Annotated in this window: 18 protein-coding genes; 10 read left to right on the top strand and 8 right to left on the bottom strand. The window is 45.6% G+C overall.

The window, feature by feature from the left end; genetic code table 11:
* The first annotated feature begins 253 nt into the window (after nucleotides 1–253).
* Both M9196_RS19965 and trhA read left to right on the top strand, forming a co-directional pair.
* A complete protein-coding gene (locus tag M9196_RS19965; RefSeq protein WP_250619273.1) occupies nucleotides 254–1,054 on the top strand; it encodes a sporulation protein in 801 nt (266 codons plus the stop codon).
* 81 nt (nucleotides 1,055–1,135) lie between these two features.
* Nucleotides 1,136–1,783: a PAQR family membrane homeostasis protein TrhA gene (gene trhA, locus M9196_RS19960; RefSeq protein WP_250619272.1), complete on the top strand. Its 648-nt coding sequence runs from the start codon at nucleotides 1,136–1,138 to the stop codon at nucleotides 1,781–1,783.
* Nucleotides 1,784–1,801: 18 nt separating this feature from the next.
* Here the strand turns inward: trhA and M9196_RS19955 are convergent, their stop codons facing one another.
* From M9196_RS19955 to def, 5 genes are all read right to left on the bottom strand, one after another.
* Entirely contained in the window at nucleotides 1,802–3,247 is a 1,446-nt protein-coding gene (locus M9196_RS19955) for a TrkH family potassium uptake protein (RefSeq protein ID WP_250619271.1), read from the bottom strand.
* Between the two features lie 9 nt (nucleotides 3,248–3,256).
* Nucleotides 3,257–4,633: a Trk system potassium transporter TrkA gene (gene trkA / locus M9196_RS19950; protein WP_250619270.1), complete on the bottom strand. Its 1,377-nt coding sequence runs from the start codon at nucleotides 4,631–4,633 to the stop codon at nucleotides 3,257–3,259.
* A gap of 67 nt (nucleotides 4,634–4,700) precedes the next feature.
* Complete coding sequence (gene rsmB, locus M9196_RS19945) at nucleotides 4,701–5,978, bottom strand: 16S rRNA (cytosine(967)-C(5))-methyltransferase RsmB (protein ID WP_250619269.1); 1,278 nt, start codon at nucleotides 5,976–5,978, stop codon at nucleotides 4,701–4,703.
* A gap of 90 nt (nucleotides 5,979–6,068) precedes the next feature.
* A complete protein-coding gene (gene fmt, locus M9196_RS19940; RefSeq protein ID WP_250619268.1) occupies nucleotides 6,069–7,016 on the bottom strand; it encodes a methionyl-tRNA formyltransferase in 948 nt (315 codons plus the stop codon).
* 18 nt (nucleotides 7,017–7,034) lie between these two features.
* On the bottom strand, nucleotides 7,035–7,544 hold the full coding sequence (gene def, locus M9196_RS19935; protein WP_250619267.1) for a peptide deformylase: 510 nt from the start codon (nucleotides 7,542–7,544) through the stop codon (nucleotides 7,035–7,037).
* 115 nt (nucleotides 7,545–7,659) lie between these two features.
* Between def and M9196_RS19930 the strand changes: the two genes are divergently transcribed.
* From M9196_RS19930 to M9196_RS19915, 4 genes are read left to right on the top strand one after another with little or no spacing between them, the layout of a single operon-like run.
* Nucleotides 7,660–8,724, top strand: a complete 1,065-nt coding sequence (locus M9196_RS19930; protein ID WP_250619266.1) for a LysM peptidoglycan-binding domain-containing protein — start codon at nucleotides 7,660–7,662, stop codon at nucleotides 8,722–8,724.
* A gap of 8 nt (nucleotides 8,725–8,732) precedes the next feature.
* A complete protein-coding gene (gene dprA, locus M9196_RS19925; RefSeq protein ID WP_250619265.1) occupies nucleotides 8,733–9,869 on the top strand; it encodes a DNA-processing protein DprA in 1,137 nt (378 codons plus the stop codon).
* Nucleotides 9,866–10,342, top strand: a complete 477-nt coding sequence (locus M9196_RS19920; protein WP_284677237.1) for a DUF494 family protein — start codon at nucleotides 9,866–9,868, stop codon at nucleotides 10,340–10,342. Before dprA ends, M9196_RS19920 begins: the two co-directional genes overlap by 4 nt.
* A gap of 35 nt (nucleotides 10,343–10,377) precedes the next feature.
* Entirely contained in the window at nucleotides 10,378–10,962 is a 585-nt protein-coding gene (locus tag M9196_RS19915; RefSeq protein ID WP_250619264.1) for a topoisomerase DNA-binding C4 zinc finger domain-containing protein, read from the top strand.
* Between the two features lie 57 nt (nucleotides 10,963–11,019).
* Here M9196_RS19915 and M9196_RS19910 read toward each other — a convergent pair whose 3' ends face one another.
* Both M9196_RS19910 and purE read right to left on the bottom strand, forming a co-directional pair.
* Nucleotides 11,020–12,150, bottom strand: coding sequence for a 5-(carboxyamino)imidazole ribonucleotide synthase (locus M9196_RS19910; protein ID WP_250619263.1), 1,131 nt, complete (start codon nucleotides 12,148–12,150; stop codon nucleotides 11,020–11,022).
* Between the two features lie 2 nt (nucleotides 12,151–12,152).
* Nucleotides 12,153–12,638 (bottom strand): 5-(carboxyamino)imidazole ribonucleotide mutase, encoded by a 486-nt coding sequence (gene purE / locus M9196_RS19905; RefSeq protein WP_250619262.1) that lies wholly within the window; start codon nucleotides 12,636–12,638, stop codon nucleotides 12,153–12,155.
* A 181-nt stretch (nucleotides 12,639–12,819) separates the two neighbouring features.
* Between purE and M9196_RS19900 the strand changes: the two genes are divergently transcribed.
* The 4 genes from M9196_RS19900 to M9196_RS19885 all read left to right on the top strand — a co-directional run bounded on the left by M9196_RS19900 (nucleotide 12,820) and on the right by M9196_RS19885 (nucleotide 15,459).
* On the top strand, nucleotides 12,820–13,377 hold the full coding sequence (locus M9196_RS19900; RefSeq protein WP_319946372.1) for an L-threonylcarbamoyladenylate synthase: 558 nt from the start codon (nucleotides 12,820–12,822) through the stop codon (nucleotides 13,375–13,377).
* 15 nt (nucleotides 13,378–13,392) lie between these two features.
* Nucleotides 13,393–14,298, top strand: a complete 906-nt coding sequence (gene hemF / locus M9196_RS19895; protein WP_250619261.1) for an oxygen-dependent coproporphyrinogen oxidase — start codon at nucleotides 13,393–13,395, stop codon at nucleotides 14,296–14,298.
* A 65-nt stretch (nucleotides 14,299–14,363) separates the two neighbouring features.
* Nucleotides 14,364–15,191 (top strand): shikimate dehydrogenase, encoded by an 828-nt coding sequence (gene aroE, locus M9196_RS19890; RefSeq protein ID WP_250619260.1) that lies wholly within the window; start codon nucleotides 14,364–14,366, stop codon nucleotides 15,189–15,191.
* A gap of 4 nt (nucleotides 15,192–15,195) precedes the next feature.
* A complete protein-coding gene (locus M9196_RS19885) occupies nucleotides 15,196–15,459 on the top strand; it encodes a DUF1488 family protein (protein WP_250619259.1) in 264 nt (87 codons plus the stop codon).
* Here the strand turns inward: M9196_RS19885 and M9196_RS19880 are convergent.
* Entirely contained in the window at nucleotides 15,456–16,004 is a 549-nt protein-coding gene (locus M9196_RS19880; protein ID WP_250619258.1) for a gamma carbonic anhydrase family protein, read from the bottom strand. The two genes, M9196_RS19885 and M9196_RS19880, sit on opposite strands and share 4 nt — an antisense overlap.
* Between the last annotated feature and the right edge of the window lie 188 nt (nucleotides 16,005–16,192).

The following is a 16,192-nucleotide window of genomic DNA, read 5'->3' as shown; positions in this document are numbered from 1 at the left end:
GCCAATCTAATGGCCTGATTATTTATGAGTCATTGAAATACAATGGCTCTTTTTTGGCAGTTGCCAGTCCGAATAAACAATCAGGAATAACGATATGCATGCATATCACGTATAGAATATCACTATGTGTTATTCGGTTCGATAGCCTAATTGAAATAATTGCTGCTTTTTTGCACATATTGTTTTTTTGCTATGTATATTTGTTTTATCGTATTAATTGCGATAAAACGGTGAGTAGTGAATGGAGGTGCGTATGTCTTTTTTTAAGAAAACCTTAGCAAGCTTTGGGATTGGTGCGGCACGAGTGGATTCGGTCTTGCACCAAGAATTCCTATATCCAGGCGAGAATGTCAAAGTGACAATTCACGTTTATGGTGGCAAGACTGCCCAGACGGTCGATAATATTAATATGCGTCTATGTTGTCGCTATATTGATGAAGTCGCTCGTAGTCATCATGATAATCAAAATCAGCCAGGCAGCCCTAAAAAGCGAGTAGCGAAAACCTATGAGTTGGAAACGTGGACATTACCTTATGCGTTTACGATTGAACCAGGCGAAACCCGAGATTTTGAAGTGGAACTGGCGGTTCCTTGGAATACGCCTGTCACGTTAGGGAACTCTAAAGTTTGGCTCGAAACCGGGCTTGATATTGCGCTAGCTGCGGATCCCACAGATAAAGATTTACTTACGGTAAGACCCGATCCTTTACTTGATGGAATTTTTTCAACGTTAGAGCATGAGGGACTACGTATTCGACAGGTTGAATGCGAAGCGGCGAAAGGGTTTGCGATGCCATTTGTGCAAGAGTTTGAGTTTGTACCAACAACCGGCCCTTATCATGGTCGCTGGCGAGAGCTTGAAATTGTGGCCTACCGTGATGAAAACGATCTTAAATTGTGGTTTGAGATAGATAGAAATAGAGATGGCGTAGGAGGCATGTTGTCGAGCTTAATTGGGCTTGGGCAACTGAAGCGTGAATTGATCTTGCCAAGCTCAATGACTGCAGAGGAAGCGGGTAAGAAAGTGCTCGATTATCTCGATCAAACCTCCTAAAAAAATACGGTCAATTATTCAGCTTACATTTGTAAGCTGAATGTGTCATGCTGCAACCAAGTCCTGTCTTGAGTACGTACCATGTCATCAACTTCAACATATAGTTTGCACGAAGAGCGCGCGAATAGTATGACCCATGCGCTTGGCGTTGCGTTGTCTGCAGTTGGGTTAGTGTTACTTGTAATAAAATCGATTCAAGCCAATGCCGATACGCTGACCTTCATTAGTATGAGCGTTTATGGCTGCAGCATGGTGACGTTATTTTTGGCCTCGACACTCTATCACTCTATTGATGACCCCACGCAAAAGCGCCGTCTGAAGACCTTTGACCATTGTGCCATTTACCTGTTAATCGCAGGGAGTTATACACCATTTATGCTGGTGTGTTTGCGGACACCGCTTGCGGTATCCATTATGGTCATTGTTTGGTTGTTGGCGGTCGTGGGTATTGTCATGAAGCTTTTCTATGCCCATCGTATCAAGCGTTTTTCCTTAGTGACTTATTTAACCATGGGGTGGTTATCGGTTATCCCTTTGTATCAGTTATCTCAAAGCCTAGACCCGTCAGGTGTCATGTTGTTAGCGTTGGGTGGGGTAACGTATACCTTGGGGGCGGTCTTTTATGCGTGTGAGCGGATTCCATTTAATCATGCTATCTGGCATGTGTTTGTTTTAGCGGGTGCGGCTTGTCACTTCTTTGCTATTTATTGGTATGTACAGCCACGTTAAGTCACGAGCCCATTGCCACTAACGACGCCAGAACGCAGGAAAAAAGAGCACAAGCAGTGTCAGAATCTCTAGGCGTCCCATTAACATACCTAAACTTAATAACCATTTAGCGGCATCGGGTAGTGATGAGAAATTGCCCGTAGGGCCGATGACAGTACCCATCCCCGGCCCTACGTTAGCCACGGCCGTAATCGCCCCTGAAATACTGGTGACAGGGTCAAGTCCCATCGCGCTCAGTGATGCTGCAAGCGCTATAATTGTTGCAAAGAACATCAATACAAATGCGACAACAGAGCGAACAATATCATCATTGACTGGGCGGTAATTGTAGCGTTGAACGAAAACACCAGATGGGTGGATCAGCTTCATCATCTGTTTGTTTAAGAGCGTAATGGCAATCTGAATTCGGAATATTTTGATGCCACCAGACGTAGAACCAGAGCAGGCGCCGACCATCATCACAAACACAAAAATAACGCTGGGTAGGGCTCCCCACGCGGTGAAATCTTCTAAACCAAACCCTGTGGTTGTCACTACTGAGACGATGTTAAACATCGCGACTCGGAAGGCATCACTCAACGCATAATCATTTCGAACAATTAGCCACAATGCAACGATGGTGCTTGATGCTAAGAACAAATAAGTAAAACCTCGAACTTGCGCGTCATTAACTAGCACTCGAAGGTTACGCTTTGTGATCGCAGAGACGAACAATAGGAATGGCAATCCCCCCAAAAACATAAAAATGGTGCCCACCCAATGAGCGCCTTTGGAGAAGTGGTTCATCGACCCATCGGAGGTTGAATAACCGCCAGTGGAGAGTGTCGTAAAGGCGTGATTGATGCTTTCAAATAAAGACATTCCAGTCGCCAAATACCCAAGCAGGCACAGAGCGGTCAACACCAAATACACAACAACAATATTTTTAGCGACCGTTTTAGCTCTTGGGCTACTTTTATCTGACCAATCAGAGGACTCAGTTTGGAATAGGCGCATTCCCCCGACATTGAGCATTGGTAATACCGCCACCGCCATCACAATGAAGCCAATACCACCAAGCCATTGCAAAATAGAGCGCCATAACAAAATACTGGGTGCCATATTGTCGAGCCCGCTAAGGACGGTTGACCCCGTCGTAGTGATGCCTGACATGGTTTCAAAATACGCATCGGTAAAACTGATATGGTTAATGAACACAAAAGGCAGTGCGGCAAATGCGCTAGTAATCATCCAGACAAGGCTGGTAATGAGGAACATGTCGCGCACACTTAGGTGAAAATTTTTGGTGCGACCGATTGATAGGCATAGAAATGCCACAAGATGAGTAATTGCTACGGCTAAGCCAAAATCAAGAAAACCATCAGTACCCGTGAAAAAGGCAACGAATGTCGGGACGTACATAAACAGGGCCAGTTTTGAAAGAACTAACCCAATAACGAACGCGACTGGACGAGCATTGACCATAAGTGTGCCTTATAAGAAGAATGCACTTGGTTGGAATAGTGCTTCTACATCGGGAACATACTTTTTGTCCACTAGGAACATGACCACATGGTCATCTTGTTCAATAATGGTTCGATCGTGAGCAATCAGAACTTCTTCACCGCGAACAATCGCACCAATGGTGGTTCCGGGTGGTAACTTGATTTCACCAATGGCTTTGCCCACGACTTTGGATGTGGTTTCATCACCACGCGCGACGGCTTCAATCGCCTCTGCGGCACCGCGTCTTAATGACGATACATTGACGATGTCAGCACGTCTTACATGGGTTAGCAGTGCTGAAATAGTCGCTTGTTGGGGTGATATGGCCACATCAATAGTGCCGCCTTGGACGAGATCGACGTACGCGCCTCGCTGAATGAGCACCATTACTTTCTTAGCACCCATCTTTTTCGCCAACATTGCAGACATGATGTTGGTTTCATCTTCATTAGTTAACGCAATAAAGACGTCAACTTGGTCGATATTTTCTTCGGCAAGTAACTCTTGATCAGCAGCATCACCGCAAAACACGATGGTGTTCTCAAGTTGTTCAGAAAGCTTCTCAGCTCGCTGGTAACTGCGTTCGATGAGCTTAACGCTGTAGTTTTGCTCTAGACGTTTCGATAGGCTTGAACCGATGTTACCTCCACCAACAATCATGATGCGACGATAAGGCTTTTCGAGACGTTGCAGTTCGCTCATTACCGAACGAATATGGTTACTGGCGGCAACAAAAAAGACTTCATCATCGGCTTCAATAATCGTGGTGCCTTGAGGTCGAATAGGTCGGCCTTGGCGAAAGATAGCGGCGACACGAGTGTCGATGTGCGGCATGTGTTCACGTAGCGTTGATAGGGCATTGCCGACAAGTGGACCGCCATAGTAGGCCTTCACCGCCACTAAGCTGACTTTTTCATCAGCAAAACTGACCACTTGCAAGGCACCGGGATATTGAATCAAGCGTTCGATATAGCTGGTGACCAGTTCTTCTGGCGCAATTAAGTGGTCAACGGGTACTGCCCCTGAATTAAACAGCGTTTCTTTCTCGATGAGGTACTCACGTGAGCGAATACGAGCGACACGGTTTGGGGTATTAAAGAGCGAAAACGCCACCTGACAGGCTGCCATATTGGTTTCGTCCATATTGGTGACGGCAACCAACATATCGGCATCTTGAGCGCCCGCTTCACGCAATACGTCGGGGTGGCTGGCATAGCCGTTGACCACTCGTAAATCATACTTATCTTGTAGTTCACGCAGACGGTCACTGTTTTTATCTACAATGGTAATATCATTGTTTTCACCCACTAGATTTTCTGCGAGTGTGCCACCGACTTGCCCTGCACCAAGAATGATGATTTTCATAACGTTTCGCTCTTTTTTTAATGTCGACTCAACGAGTTGCTAGAATAACTATCAATACGTTAGCATTCTATGCTTTTTTTAATACCGCGTAATAGAAGCCATCCATATCTTCTTCTCCAGGCAAAATCTGACGACCTGGATGGTTAATATCTGAATCTATTAACTGGGCATTATTGGTGCGTGCCAAGAATGCTTTTACTTGTTCCACGTTTTCTTGTGGTGTAATTGAGCATGTTGCATACACCATGGTGCCGCCAGTTTTAAGCTGTTGCCACATTGCATCAAATATTTCGCGTTGCAGCTCAGCAAGCGCAGCAATGTCCTCGGCTCGACGCAACCATTTAATATCAGGGTGACGACGAATCACACCGGTTGCAGAGCAAGGTGCATCCAACAAAATACGGTCGAACTGTTCGCCTTGCCACCACTCTTGTGGTGTTCTTGCGTCGCCACAAACGACAGTCGCTTTAAGTTGTAATCGTTTCAGGTTGTCGTGAACGCGCTTTAGGCGGGTTTCATCGCAATCTATCGCAACGACGTTACTGCCTGTAGTGCGTTCAAGAATATGGGCTGTTTTGCCTCCTGGCGCAGCACAGCAATCTAGAATTAACTCACCATCTTTAGGTTGGAGATAGTTAAGCGAGAGTTGCGCAGCCGCATCTTGTACCGACACCCAGCCCTTATCAAAGCCAGGCAAATTATTGACGTCGCAAGGCGCGGCCAATTTTAGAGCATCTTGAGCCTGTGAGTGTACAGTGCAATCAATGCCTTCATTTTTGAGCAGTTCTAGGTATTCATCTCTTGTGTGATGCTGGTGATTAACTCGCAACCACATTGGTGCTTTGGTGTTGTTCGCTTCTAGAATGTCTGCCCATTGCTCTGGGTAACTGGTTTGCAGCAGTTTTAGCAGCCAGCCTGGGTGACCATATTTTCCAGCATTGTGACTCATGGATATTTCATCAAGCTGCTCTTGATTACGTTGATAATTTCGTAATACGGCATTGATGAGTCCACGCAATTTCGGACCTTTCAGCGTTTTCGTTGCTTCAACCGTTTCACCAACCGCGGCGTGTGCCGGGATACGCATATTGCCAATTTGGTAAATGCCGACAAGAATCAGGTGATGAAAAACACGCTGTTTTCCTTTAAGCGGTTTTTCCATGAGCTCAGAAGCAATAGATTCTAAGCGAGGCAGGATTCGCAGGGCACCAAAACAAATCTCTTGTAGCAAAGCTTGGTCACGAGGTTTGACCTGCTGTTGACCGGCAGGAAGCGCATTGGATAGTGATTGACCTTTATCAACCACTTGAAACAGGATGTTGGCCGCAACAGCACGAACGTTCATGTTAGTTACCTAAAATTGTGTTGTTATTAAAACAAACTAGGGCCTGCACTGGTCAGTACTGGCCCTAAAGATTGTATGCAGGGAGTATCGTTAAGCTAAGATACTGCCGACTTCAAACCAGTTGGCTTTGGAGTTTAGGACATCACTGACCGGCATGGCTTTCTTACCTGGGATCTGGATTTGCTCCAGAACTAAGGTGCCCTTTCCGGTTGCAACGTAAATTCCTGTTTTATCAGCCTTAAGGATAGTGCCTACTGTCATTTCTGCCGTACTCGCTTCGACACGAGATTGCCAAACTTTGATGTTGTTCTCTTCTACCGAGAAGAAACTCATTGGCCAAGGATTAAAGGCTCGCACGCAGCGCTCGATAAATTCCGCGTCTTGCGACCAATCAATTTTTGCTTCGTCTTTGGTCAGCTTACTGGCGTAATTGGCTTGCTCGTCGTCTTGTTTTACCGGCTTTGCATTACTAGCAGTAATATCATCAAGGCAGTCAACTAAAGCCTGTGGACCTAATTCGGCGAGCTTGTCATACATGGTAGCGCTGGTGTCGGTCGCTTCGATAGGGAGTGTTGCGATTTTCAGCATGTCACCAGTATCAAGACCGATATCCATCTGCATGATTGTGACACCAGTTTCTTTGTCTCCCGCCCAAATAGAGCGCTGGATTGGCGCAGCACCACGCCAGCGAGGCAGAATAGAACCGTGAACATTGATACAACCTAATTTAGGGGTATCAAGGACCGCTTGTGGGAGCAGTAAACCATACGCGACGACAACCATAAGGTCGGCATTCAAATCTTTCAGCGCTTGTTTTGCTTCATCTGACTTAAAATTCACGGGCTGGTAGACAGGAATATCATGCTCAACCGCCATGGCTTTTACTGGGCTAGCGGTTAGTTTTTTGCCGCGACCCGCCGGTCGATCTGGTTGGGTGTAAACGGCAATAATTTCGTGCTCCGAAGACAATAACGCCGCCAAGTGACGGGCGGCGAAGTCTGGAGTACCGGCAAACACAATGCGTAATGATTGGCTCACAGAAACCTCACTTAATGTTTATTGTTTGGCGTTGAAGCGCTGAATCTTTTCTAATTTATCTTTGATACGCTTACGCTTTAGAGGGGAAAGATAATCGACAAAAAGTTTGCCCTCTAAATGATCCAGCTCGTGCTGAACACAAATTGCGAGTAAGTCATCGGCTTCAAAAGAGAAGGTTTCACCATCGCGGTTAAGCGCTGTCACGCTGACTTCTGCTGCGCGAGCAACGAGCGCACGTGCGCCAGGTACGGATAAGCAACCTTCTTCAATACCGTCTTCACCGCGTTTTTCGGTGATTTCTGGATTGATAAGCACCATAGGTTCATCGCGTGTGTCCGAAATATCGATGACAACAATACGCTGATGGAAGTCTACTTGCGTTGCCGCTAGACCAATTCCTTCTTCGTCGTACATGGTTTCAATCATGTCATCAACGACTTTTTGAATCTCCGGAGTGACTTCAGTGACAGGCTTTGCGACTGTTCTTAGGCGCTCATCCGGGAAAGTTAATACTTGTAATACAGACATATACACTCAAAATATTGAACTGTGCCGAATAGGCACGGACTTCGTTGGTTCAATTCTAGACATTTTCGCACCTAAATGACAGCATCCCATGAAACAAAGCAAGGGAATGCTGATAATGAAACAACGAGTAATGAGATCAAAGTGGCCGTTTATTCTGCCTATTCTCTCGGTATTTCTTTGCTTTTCTGTGGATTCCGATGAATTGAAGATCAAACCCAACGTCCCTAAGACTTATGTCGTTGTGACAGGCGATACGTTATGGGAAATCTCCGCATTATATTTGCATTCACCCTGGCGGTGGCCTGAGCTGTGGGGGCAAAATCAGCACATCAACAACCCACATCTTATCTACCCAGGCGATCGACTTACACTCACGTGGGTTAATGGTAAGCCTCGCTTGACAAAGAAGAGCGTCGAAAAGTTATCACCCCGTATTCGCACTAGCCAAAAACTGGCTATTTCGGGCGCGGAGCGCTCTACCGTTACCCGTTATCTAGAAAAAGAGGGGCTTGTCGAGTCTTCTCGCTTGGACACATTCCCAGTTGTTGCGGGATCCAGTCGTGGATTGGATTATGTAACGGATCGTGATGAGCTCTACATTCAATATGAAGGGGGAGAGCGTGACTGGGGCATTTATCGCGTTGGCAAAGATTACAGTTCGAGTGATGAGCTGGTTGAAATGACAGAAATACGTCTCTTGGCGGAAGCCCATACCGTTGAACAGATCGAAGGTATGACGACGTTAGCGATAACCAGCCTTAAAAGAGAGCTTAAAAAAGGTGACCTCGTCATTCCGTTTAGCGTCCATCAAGATATGGCTTTAGCCGCCAGTTTTTCGCCCCAACCAGGGCCTGAAATTACATCAAAGTCCGTGCAGCTGCTCGGTTCGTTAAATTCGTTGAACTATGCGGTGCAAGGGCAGACGGTAGTGTTAAATGTGGGGGCGTTGGATAGTGTGAAGCAAGGGAGTACTTACCTTATCAAACGACGCTCAGAAGACTTTCGCTTTTCGTCTGGTGAGAAAGGACTGACTAAAAGCGCAGAACCATCAATATTCCCTAACGTTGAAATCGGGCAACTGATGGTGATTCGTCCGTATGCACATTTCAGCATTGCTGTGATCACGACATCGACAGAGCCGGTATCAATGATGGCCTTAATTGAAGCGCCAGCAGGGTAATAACGCTGATGGTTGGCAGTAAGTCGTTGGAAGATGAACTCGCAGCATGGCTGACATTAGCTTTGTGTCCGGGGATTGGTGCGGTGACGTTTCATAAGCTTTGCGCGATCGCAGCACCTTCAACGCTTATTGGTTTCAATGAACTTGAGTTACGCGCCATTGGTCTCAAAGAGAAGCAAATTGGGTTCATTCACAATGATGCCACGAAAGTCGTGCAAGCTTGCTTAGAGTGGCAGAATCGCCCATTCCACCATATATTGTTGTCGATAAACCCTTATTACCCTGCGTTGCTTAAAGAAACCAAGGGGTATCCACCAATACTGTTTGTTATTGGTGATCCACAAGTGTTGAGTGCTCCGCAAATTGCGATGGTTGGCAGCCGCAATGCCACACGAGAAGGGCTAGAGACCGCATCGAGCTACGCACACACTTTTTCTGAGCAAGGTTTTGTTGTCACGAGTGGCCTCGCACTGGGGATTGATGGGCACGCTCATCAAGGGGCGTTGAATGCTGGTGGTAAAACGGTGGCGGTGTTGGGATCGGGCTTACAGCATATTTACCCCCATCGACATAAAGGGCTCGCGAGCCGAATTCAGGAGCAAGGTGCGTTGATTAGCGAACATCCTCCTTATAGCAAACCGAGGCCAGAGTTTTTTCCTCGTCGAAATCGTATTATTAGTGGGTTGGCGGCTGGTGTCGTGGTGGTTGAGGCCACAGAAAAAAGTGGCTCATTAATTACTGCTCGATACGCCGCTGAGCAAGGTCGAGATGTCTTTGCTATTCCGGGCTCCATTCGACACCCTTTCCACAGTGGTTGCCACGCATTGATAAAAAATGGTGCTTGTCTCGTACAAACACCACAGGATGTGTTGGATGAAATAGAATCGTTGACTAATTGGTCTAAAGATCATCAACCCAGTTTTTTTGACCAATCGGTAGATGGGCAAGTAACTGATAAAGAAGCATTGCCATATCCAGAACTGTTGGCTAACGTAGGAATAGAGCCGACACCTGTTGATATTTTGGCTCAAAAGACCCATATTCCTGTGCATGAGGTCATGCAACAGCTCCTTGAGCTTGAATTACTTGGCCATATTGTTGCCGTTACCGGTGGTTATATTCTTAAAGGGAGAGGCAAGCTATGATGATGGACATACTGATGTACCTGTTTGAAACCTATATCCATAGCGATGCGGAACTACAGGTAGACCAAGACGAACTGGAAGAAGAATTGCTTCGAGCAGGCTTTCAGCAAAAAGATATTTACAAAGCGCTGCAATGGTTAGAAGACTTAGCGGAACTTCAAGATACTGATAAGCACTCTGCAATTTCAATGAGTGCTTCGACTTCAACTCGTATCTACACCACCAAAGAAATGTCACGTATTGACGTGAAGAGCCGAGGTTTCTTGATGTTTTTGGAGCAAGTGGGTGTCTTGACGACCGAAACTCGCGAGATGGTGATAGATCGAGTGATGGGGCTGGAAACAAGTGAATTTGAATTGGATGATCTGAAATGGATTATCTTAATGGTATTGTTCAATGTTCCTGGTAATGAAAATGAATATACGCTTATGGAAGAGCTGATCTACACCACGGAACAAGGTATGGTTCATTAAAAACCGACCCTTAACGTTTTATAAAAGAGAGTTTCATGAGCGGTAAAATTGATCATCAGCTATTTTCGGCTCATGAGCATGCACTCGATAAAGAGTCATGTCCGCAATGCCAGCACGGTACGTTACAACTAAAGAATGGTAAACATGGCCCTTTTCTAGGCTGCAGCGATTACCCGGGTTGTGATTTTATTAAACCACTGCATCAAAATGATGGTCATATCATTAAATCGTTAGGAGTGTCATGCCCTGACTGTGGTCGCGAGCTATTACTTCGTCAAGGTCGCTACGGAATGTTTATTGGTTGCAGTGGGTATCCGGAATGCCACTTTATTCAATCGCCCAATAAGCCTGAAGACAATGAACAGAATAAGGTCGCTGAGGTTGCTTGCCCTGAGTGCCGGAAAGGACACTTAACAGAGAGAAAGTCTCGGTTTGGCAAAGTTTTTTATGCTTGCGATGCCTATCCTAAATGTAAGTTTGCAGTGAACCACCCGCCAGTAGTTGGCAAGTGTAATAGTTGTGGCTATCCGTTATTGACGGAAAAGAAACGAGCGTCTGGAGTGGTTCTTGAATGTGCTTCTCGCTCGTGTCATAAGATTCAAAACGAAAACGGCTCTTAATGAGCCGTTTTTTTATTGGGATGAGATAATCTTTGACCAAAAAATATCTTTGGGTGTTTATAAAGCCTGTGCAGCAGGCTTCAGTGCAGGAAAGGCCACTGGGTCGAGAATATCAGCGAGCTTAATAAGCGTCGCTTTCAGTTCTGTGTTGTCTGAGGCTGAAACATTAATATGCCCCATCTTACGTCCAGCTCGTTTCTCTTTACCATACCAATGTACATGACAGCCTGGTAGTTGATGTACAGCCTCTGGGACACAATCTTCGCCTAAGATATTGACCATTGACGTTGTGCGGGTGAGTTGCGTTGAACCAAGCGGCATGTTGCACACTGCGCGTAAATGGTTTTCGAATTGGCAAGTATCGGCACCCTGTTGTGTCCAGTGTCCGGAATTGTGCACGCGAGGGGCGATTTCATTGACGAGTAGGTCACCATTGACGTCAAAGAACTCTAGCGCTAATACACCGACATAATCGAGAGACTCTGCAACAGCAGTGAACATTTTAGCGGCTTGCTGCTGCAGTTCTGCTTCATCGATCGCGGTTGATAGCGTTAATACGCCATCGGTATGCACGTTTTCTGCCAAAGGATAAATCGCAATGTCACCTTGTTGATTGCGAGCACCAATCAGTGATACCTCACGCTGAAAAGGGACAAACTCTTCTGCGACAACCGCTTGATTCTCTGATTGTTCAATACACGCTAGCATTTCTGCCCAAATCGATTCGACGTTATCCAGTGATTTAAGCCGCCATTGACCTTTACCATCGTAGCCACCGAGAGCACTTTTAAGCACCATTGGTAAACCGACATGAGAAATGGCCGCATCGAAATCTTGTCGTGAGCGAATAATGGCGTACTTGGCATTCTTTACCTCTGCTTGATCAAGCAGATTTTTTTCAATGCGTCGATCGCCACCGGCCTTTATCGCCTGCGTTGAAGGGAGAAACTTGCCACTTTTTTCACAGATGTCTAAAACCGCAAGTGGGATGTGCTCAAATTCCGCCGTAATCACGTCGGCAAGATCGATCGCTTGCTGTAAACCGTTACCCAGAATTTCAAGTGTTAAGGGGTGGACGATATTTTCACTGTTTACGTCAAACGCCGATATCTTGATATTGAGGGGTGCGCCAGCCAGAGCCATCATTCGTGCTAACTGACCAGCTCCTAAAACCAATACGTGCTTCATGATCAATCCTCTGATGGATCAGGGTTTGCGAGTACAGTATCCGTTTGTGTTTGGCGGAATGCTTCGACCTTTTCCATAACAGCCGGTTGGTGAATGCCGATGATTTGGGCCGCTAGGATGCCCGCATTAGCAGCACCAGCTTCACCAATGGCTAAAGTACCGACTGCAATGCCCTTTGGCATTTGAACAATAGAAAGCAGTGAGTCCATTCCTTTAAGCGCACGACTTTGCACTGGTACACCTAATACAGGAACGCTCGTGAATGCCGCTGCCATACCAGGAAGGTGTGCAGCACCGCCTGCTCCTGCGATGATAACCGAAATCCCGCGCTCTTTGGCAGAAGTCGCGTAGTCTGCTAGTAGTTGTGGTGTGCGGTGAGCGGAAACAACTTTCGTTTCATATTCCACACCAAATTGGTCTAGCATATCAGCAGCCAGTTGCATTGTTGGCCAGTCTGATTTTGAACCCATAATAATACCGACTTTCATCCGAAGCTCCTTCAAAGCATGTTCAAATGGATTAAATTGCGCGCATTATACGAGTATTTTTTTCATAGGAAAACGTTTGCGTGAGTTAAAGTTGGGTTTTTTTCTGGATTCTAGACAGGGTTTTAAGCATAGTGCGGTGAATTGTAAAAAAAATGTTTAGATTTAAGGGAAGGAAGGCGCAGTGAATAACGTTCTCTCTATTGTCGATATGCTCAAGTCGGGTGAGGTGATAGCTTATCCAACAGAAGGTGTGTTTGGTGTCGGCTGTGATCCGGACAACATAGAAGCGATTAAAAAGCTATTAGCGGTAAAAGAAAGACCGGTAGATAAAGGGCTAATTTTGATTGCGAGTAGTTATGAACAGCTGCGCCCCTATATTGATGAGACTCAACTTAGTAAGACGCAACTTGAACGTGTGTTTTCTACTTGGCCTGGCCCTTATACTTGGGTGATGCCAGCCAGTACAAAGGTATCCCCTTGGTTGAGTGGTCAGTTTGATACTATTGCCGTAAGGGTGACCGACCATGCTCTTGTTCAAGCGCTATGCCAAGAATTTGGTAAGCCAGTGACATCGACGAGCGCTAATTTAACCGGCATGCCTTCATGCATGACGGTAGGCGAAGTGAAGGTACAACTTGGAGAGCGATTAGCTGGTATTCTCAACGGTGAAGTTGGCGGGCGTGAAAACCCGAGTGAAATTCGTGACGCAAGAACTGGGCAAATGATTAGGCAAGGGTAGAGAGGTCGATAAACAATGTCAGGTGTAGATAAACATCAAGTGAAAGCATTCTTGTTACAGTTGCAAGATACCATTTGCGAACAACTAACCAGTGTAGACGGTGTAGCCCAATTTGTTGAAGATGAATGGCAAAGAGAACTCGGTGGTGGTGGGCGCAGTCGAGTGCTTAAAGATGGCGGAGTGTTTGAACAAGGTGGCGTTAATTTTTCCCATGTGTTTGGAGACAAAATGCCGGCGTCAGCTACCGCTCATCGGCCAGAATTAGCGGGCCGTAAATTCGAAGCTATGGGTGTCTCTTTAGTGTTGCATCCCAAAAACCCGTATGTACCGACCTCGCACGCCAATGTGCGTTTTTTTGTAGCAGAGAAAGAGGGTGAAGAACCTATTTGGTGGTTTGGTGGTGGTTTTGATTTAACGCCATTTTACCCATTTGAGGAAGACTGCCAGCATTGGCATCAAGTAGCGAAAAATTTATGTGCTCCATTTGGCAGTGATATTTATGCCGAACATAAAAAATGGTGCGATGATTACTTCTTTTTACCCCACCGAAATGAAACCCGTGGTATCGGCGGCCTGTTTTTTGATGATCTTAATCAATGGGGCTTTGATAAATCGTTTGAATATATGCAGGCGGTTGGGAATGGTTATCTTGACGCGTATTTACCAATAGTAAATAAACGGCAAGGCATCGAGTTTGGCTCGCGAGAGCGAGATTTTCAGCTATATCGTCGTGGTCGATACGTAGAGTTCAACCTCGTTTATGATCGTGGAACTTTGTTTGGCTTGCAAAGTGGTGGGCGGACAGAGTCGATACTAATGTCGATGCCACCCTTAGCGCGCTGGGAATATAGTTATCAACCTGAAGAAAACACACCAGAAGCAATGCTTTACTCGGACTATCTAAAGCCAAGAGACTGGTAACTTGGCGAAAGCATGCTGAAGTGATAGTGTCTTTCATATCACTTTAGTATGCAGCAGGCAGGGACATGAACAAGCCAGATCAGTATGTTGTTTTCGGAAACCCTATCACCCAAAGTAAATCTCCTTTTATCCATACCTTGTTTGCTAAGCAAACTGCGCAAAATATGGAGTATGGCCGTCAGCAACCGGATAACACAGAATTTATATCGGCCGTTGAGGTGTTTTTTAATAAAGGTGGTAAAGGGTGCAACATCACGGCTCCCTTTAAAGAAGAAGCCTATCAATTTGCGAGTCGGTTGACAGAAAGAGCGCAACTAGCTGGAGCGGTTAACACGTTAAAGAAAGTCGATGATGGTGAGATCATTGGAGACAATACTGATGGCGAAGGGTTAGTTCAGGACTTATTACAACATCAAGTGACGCTCGAGGGTGCATCAATTCTTGTTATAGGGGCTGGTGGTGCTGCTCGTGGTGTGCTTAAACCACTTTTAGATCAAAACCCATCTTCAATTACGTTGACCAACCGTACTTATGGCAAAGCAGAAGAGCTAGTGAGCATTTTTTCCAGCTTTGGGGCTATCAATGCCATGGAGATGTCGAGTATTTCGAAAAGCTATGATGTTGTTATCAACTCCACATCCGCAAGTTTATACAAAGAACTTCCAAATATAAGCCACGCTATTTTTGGTCCGCAGACGGTGAGTTATGACATGGCTTATGGTTCGGGACTGACAACATTTAATCAGTGGGCTAGTGAATCGGGTGCTGCCGTCACTTATGATGGGTTGGGTATGTTAGTGGGGCAGGCTGCAGAAAGCTTCATGCTATGGCGCGGACTACGCCCAGGCTCTCGACAAATCTTGCGAGAGCTTCGTAGAAATCTGGAAAATTAGTAGTATGAATCAATCAATATTGTTTTCTGATGACATAGTGTGGAATTCCCTAACGCGGACATTAACATTTCATGCCAACCAGTCCGGTATGCTAATTACTTGTGCTATTGCTGCTGAAAAGCTAGGTCAGTTAGCTTCTATGCGAGTGAATAGTGAAGAAGAGGCTTTCGAAGCATATAAAAAAGCGCAATTTGATATTGAAGAGTGTGCAGAAGCCCTCATTGAAGATGAGGACTTCGATGAACAAGGTAACATTAAAGTGGGCTAACGAATAACGTCAACATGGTTAATGTAGTCATTTTTATTTTGTACATAATTGTTTGATGACGTCTGTAAAAATGCGGCTTCTTTTTCTGTCAGTGGGCGAATTTGTTTTACTGGGCTGCCTACGTATAGGTAGCCACTTTCAAGATGTTTATTTGGGGGAACTAAACTACCCGCTCCAATCATCACGTCGGATTCAATGACAGCACCATCTAATATGATGCTTGCCATTCCAACCAATACACGGTCGTGAATAGTGCAGCCGTGAAGCATGACCTGATGACCAATCGTGACATCACAACCAATCAATAATGGATAACCTTCAGGATTATCTGGATTCTTGTGGGTCACATGTAAAACAGAGTTGTCCTGAACATTCGTCCTGTCTCCAACCTCAATACGATTGACATCACCACGCGCTGAGACGAATGGCCAAATACTCACATCTTTACCAAGGTGAACATCCCCCACAATGACACTGGTGTTATCTATATAGACAGAAGAGTCGAACTGCGGGCAAATTCCTTTGAAACTACGAACTGAAGTCATATTTATCTCTTAGTTGAGCGTTTGTAATGTGATTTATGCTGATTTTAAGCGGTTTTTTAATCATTAAGAATAAAAAACAATCAGACAGATGAAAAAAGTAGAAAAAGTTACTTTTAGGGCTTGCCAATGTGATTCGGATCTCTATAATGCACCCTCGCTGACACGGGAAGGGTTCAACAAAAACCAAT

This window comes from Vibrio methylphosphonaticus (genome assembly GCF_023634655.1).
In the GTDB taxonomy this organism is placed as follows: Bacteria; Pseudomonadota; Gammaproteobacteria; order Enterobacterales; family Vibrionaceae; genus Vibrio; species Vibrio methylphosphonaticus.
The sequence above is the reverse complement of the archived record's forward strand: the minus strand, read 5'-3'. Positions and strand labels throughout refer to the sequence as shown.

Excerpts from the sequence above, each read along its gene's own strand:
- dprA (WP_250619265.1), top strand. The coding sequence starts at position 8,733 with ATGGTTGGCAGTAAGTCGTTGGAAGATGAACTCGCAGCATGGCTGACA.
- M9196_RS19915 (WP_250619264.1), top strand. The coding sequence starts at position 10,378 with ATGAGCGGTAAAATTGATCATCAGCTATTTTCGGCTCATGAGCATGCA.
- M9196_RS19965 (WP_250619273.1), top strand. The coding sequence starts at position 254 with ATGTCTTTTTTTAAGAAAACCTTAGCAAGCTTTGGGATTGGTGCGGCA.
- trhA (WP_250619272.1), top strand. The coding sequence starts at position 1,136 with ATGTCATCAACTTCAACATATAGTTTGCACGAAGAGCGCGCGAATAGT.
- aroE (WP_250619260.1), top strand. The coding sequence starts at position 14,364 with ATGAACAAGCCAGATCAGTATGTTGTTTTCGGAAACCCTATCACCCAA.
- M9196_RS19910 (WP_250619263.1), bottom strand. The coding sequence starts at position 12,150 with ATGAAGCACGTATTGGTTTTAGGAGCTGGTCAGTTAGCACGAATGATG.
- M9196_RS19920 (WP_284677237.1), top strand. The coding sequence starts at position 9,866 with ATGATGATGGACATACTGATGTACCTGTTTGAAACCTATATCCATAGC.
- rsmB (WP_250619269.1), bottom strand. The coding sequence starts at position 5,978 with ATGAACGTTCGTGCTGTTGCGGCCAACATCCTGTTTCAAGTGGTTGAT.
- M9196_RS19880 (WP_250619258.1), bottom strand. The coding sequence starts at position 16,004 with ATGACTTCAGTTCGTAGTTTCAAAGGAATTTGCCCGCAGTTCGACTCT.
- hemF (WP_250619261.1), top strand. The coding sequence starts at position 13,393 with ATGTCAGGTGTAGATAAACATCAAGTGAAAGCATTCTTGTTACAGTTG.
- def (WP_250619267.1), bottom strand. The coding sequence starts at position 7,544 with ATGTCTGTATTACAAGTATTAACTTTCCCGGATGAGCGCCTAAGAACA.
- M9196_RS19885 (WP_250619259.1), top strand. The coding sequence starts at position 15,196 with ATGAATCAATCAATATTGTTTTCTGATGACATAGTGTGGAATTCCCTA.
- M9196_RS19955 (WP_250619271.1), bottom strand. The coding sequence starts at position 3,247 with ATGGTCAATGCTCGTCCAGTCGCGTTCGTTATTGGGTTAGTTCTTTCA.
- purE (WP_250619262.1), bottom strand. The coding sequence starts at position 12,638 with ATGAAAGTCGGTATTATTATGGGTTCAAAATCAGACTGGCCAACAATG.
- trkA (WP_250619270.1), bottom strand. The coding sequence starts at position 4,633 with ATGAAAATCATCATTCTTGGTGCAGGGCAAGTCGGTGGCACACTCGCA.
- M9196_RS19930 (WP_250619266.1), top strand. The coding sequence starts at position 7,660 with ATGAAACAACGAGTAATGAGATCAAAGTGGCCGTTTATTCTGCCTATT.